Raw genomic sequence first — 2,986 nt, 5'->3', positions numbered from 1 at the left:
CCCCCAAGACGCCCCGGTCCAGGCCGCCGCCGAGCCGGCTCAGGCTCCGGTTTCGGCGGCCAAGCCCGCCGCCGTCGCCCCTGCTGCGCCCGCCGCCGAACCGGCTGAAGCAGGCGGCGCCAAGGCCGCCAAGGCCGCCGAGAGCGTGCGCGTCCCGGCCGACCGCCTGGATGAGCTGATGGACCGGGTCGGCGAACTGGTCATCGCCCAGTCCCGCCTGAGCCAGATCGCCGCCGGCGGGACCGACGTGGCCCTGCGCGCCGTGTCGGAAGAAATCGAGCGCCTGTCCGGCGAACTGCGCGACACCATGATGGTGCTGCGGATGGTGCCCGTCTCGACCCTGTTCGGCCGTTTCCGCCGCCTGGTCCACGACCTGGCGCGCGAGACGGGCAAGGCGATCGAACTGTCGACCGACGGCGAGAGCACCGAGATCGACAAGACCGTCATCGAGCGTCTGGCCGACCCCCTGGTCCACCTGATCCGCAACGCCGCCGACCACGGTCTGGAAACGGCCGAGGACCGGGCCGCCGCCGGCAAGCCGGCTACCGGCCGCATCCGCCTGTCGGCCCATCAGTCGGGCGGCGAAGTGGTCATCACCATTCGCGACGACGGCCGCGGCATCGACCGCGACCGGGTGCGGGCCAAGGCGGAGGCCCAAGGGCTGATCGAGCCCGGCGCCGCCGTCAGCGACCATGATCTGCTGCAGATGATCTTCCACCCCGGCTTTTCGACGGCGGCGGCGGTCACCAACCTGTCGGGCCGCGGCGTCGGCATGGATGTGGTCAAACGCACCATTGAGGGCCTGCGCGGCTCCATCGACATCGCCAGCCGGCCCGGAGAGGGGTCGGAGGTGTCGCTGCGCATCCCCCTGACCCTGGCCATCATCGACGGCCTTCTGGTTCGCGTCGGCCACGGCCGCTACGTCATTCCGCTGGACGCGGTCGAGGAGTGTCTGGAGCTGTCGCTGGACGAGGATCTGCGTTCGCGCGGCCGCAGCTTCATCTCCCTGCGCAACAGCCTGGTGCCCTTCCTGCGCCTGCGCGAGATGTTCGACACCGGCACCCCGCCCGAACTGCATCAGAAGGTGGTGGTCGTCTCGACCGGCGCCGAGCGGATCGGCCTGGTCGTCGATCAGATCATCGGCGACCACCAGACGGTGATCAAGTCGATGTCCAAGCTTCATTCCGGCCTGCCGACCTTCTCGGGGGCCACCATCCTGGGCGACGGCGGCGTCGCCCTGATCCTGGACGTGGGCCACCTGGTCGCCAAGGGCCAGCAGCAGGAGGCGCAGATGCGTGAGGCGGTATGAGCGAGACGGCTGAAACCACCGGCTGGACCGGCGCGGAGCAGATGGAGGTCCTGACCTTCGAGCTGAACGGCGAACTGTTCGCCCTGGAGGCCGTCGCGGTGCAGGAGATCATGGACCTGGCGCCCGAGACGGTGGTGCCGGGGGCCGGCGCCTTCGCCGGCGCCGTGATCAACTTCCGCGGCAAGGTCATTCCCTTGTCGGATCTGCGCGTCGCCTTCGCCATGGAGCGGGGCGAGCCCACCATCGACAGCCGTATCGTCGTCATCGAGATCGATCTGGACGGAGAGCCGACCCTGGTCGGCCTGCGCACCGACAAGGTCCATGAGGTCACTACCCTGGCCCGCGCCGACGCCGAGGCCCCGCCCAGCGTCGGCATGCGCTGGCGGCCCGAGTTCATCCAATGCCTGGTCAAGCGCGACGGCGAATTCATCGTCGTTCCCGCCCTCCAGACCCTCTTCAACCAACAGCACGACGCTCGCCAGTCGACCGCGTCCGCCACCCGTCATTGACCGGTCCAGAAAGGACTCCCGCCATGCGCTTCACCATCAAGGCCAAACTGGCCGCCGGCTTCGGACTGATGATCGCCCTGCTTATCGGCGTGGCCGTTCTGGGGATGCACAGCCTGGGGCGGCTCGATGAGACGATGCATGAGGTGATCTCGGGTCCGGCCAAACGGCTGGAGACGTCGCAGTCGGCCAATATCCGTCTGCTGGAATCGATCCGGGCCGAAAAGAACCTGATCCTTTCCACAACCACGGAAGAGATGCGCCGGCATGTCGAGGCGGGCGATGCGGCGCGCAAGTCGATGGCCGAGCTTCTCGCCGTCGGCGAGGAAAAGGCGGCTGAGGCCAACAAGCCCGATTGGCAGAGGCTGAAAACTCTTTTGGCGCAAATGGGCGCTATGGAAGGCCGCATGGCCGATCTGGTCCGCGCCGGCCAGAACAGCCAGGCCGTGGCCCTGTCCAATGGTGAAGGCCGCGAGATCGCGGTCGAGATGAGCGAAATTTTCGACAAGATCGTCACGCGCAATGAGGCCGCCATGGTCAAGGCGGACGAGGACGCCAAGGCGCAATACGCCGAAACCCGCAACCTGGTCATCGGTCTGACGATCGCGGCCCTGGCCATGGCCGTCGCCTTCGCCCTGTGGATCGCCCTGGGCGTCAGCGCCGGCCTCAGCCGTCTGATGACGGTCGCCGACGCCGTCGCCATCGGCGATCTGGATCAGCGGATCGAAATTAAGTCGAACGATGAGATCAAGGATCTGGTCGAGGTGTTCAACACCATGACCGACAATCTGCGGGCCACGGCCGCCATGGCCGACCAGATCGCCATGGGCGACCTGAGCGTCGAGCCCAAGCCCCTGTCGGACAAGGACACCCTGGGTCTGTCGCTGCAAGGCATGACCCGGAACCTGCGCGCCACCGCCGCCATGGCCGATCAGATCGCCGTGGGCGACCTGAGCGTCGAGCCCAAGCCCCTGTCGGACAAGGACATCCTGGGCCAGGCCCTGCAACGGATGACGCTCAACCTGCGCACGACGGCGGCCATCGCCGACGAGATCGCCCAGGGCGATCTGACGGTCCAGCCCAAGCCCTTGTCGGACAAGGACACCCTGGGCCTGTCGCTGCAGTCGATGGTGGAGCGTCTGCGCGGCGTGGTCGCCGACGCCCTGTCGGC

The 2,986-nt window shown here is 67.9% G+C and carries 3 protein-coding genes; all 3 read left to right on the top strand.

What is annotated here, in order from left to right; translation table 11 throughout:
- Positions 1-1,309 (top strand): chemotaxis protein CheA (locus AC07XS_RS15805; RefSeq protein WP_321208192.1); only part of this gene is annotated, 1,309 nt, incomplete at its 5' end.
- Positions 1,306-1,818, top strand: a complete 513-nt coding sequence (locus AC07XS_RS15800) for a chemotaxis protein CheW (RefSeq protein WP_182715202.1) — start codon at positions 1,306-1,308, stop codon at positions 1,816-1,818. The genes AC07XS_RS15805 and AC07XS_RS15800, both read left to right, overlap by 4 nt.
- A 23-nt stretch (positions 1,819-1,841) precedes the next feature.
- Positions 1,842-2,986, top strand: a 1,145-nt coding sequence (locus tag AC07XS_RS15795) for a HAMP domain-containing protein (RefSeq protein WP_494732683.1), incomplete at its 3' end; no start/stop codon positions are given.

This window comes from Brevundimonas sp. GW456-12-10-14-LB3 (assembly GCF_059424365.1).
This window is presented reverse-complemented; position numbering and strand designations above follow the sequence as displayed.

What these genes read in the sequence shown, in the direction of transcription:
- AC07XS_RS15800 (WP_182715202.1), top strand. Translation starts at nt 1,306, where the DNA reads ATGAGCGAGACGGCTGAAACCACCGGCTGGACCGGCGCGGAGCAGATG.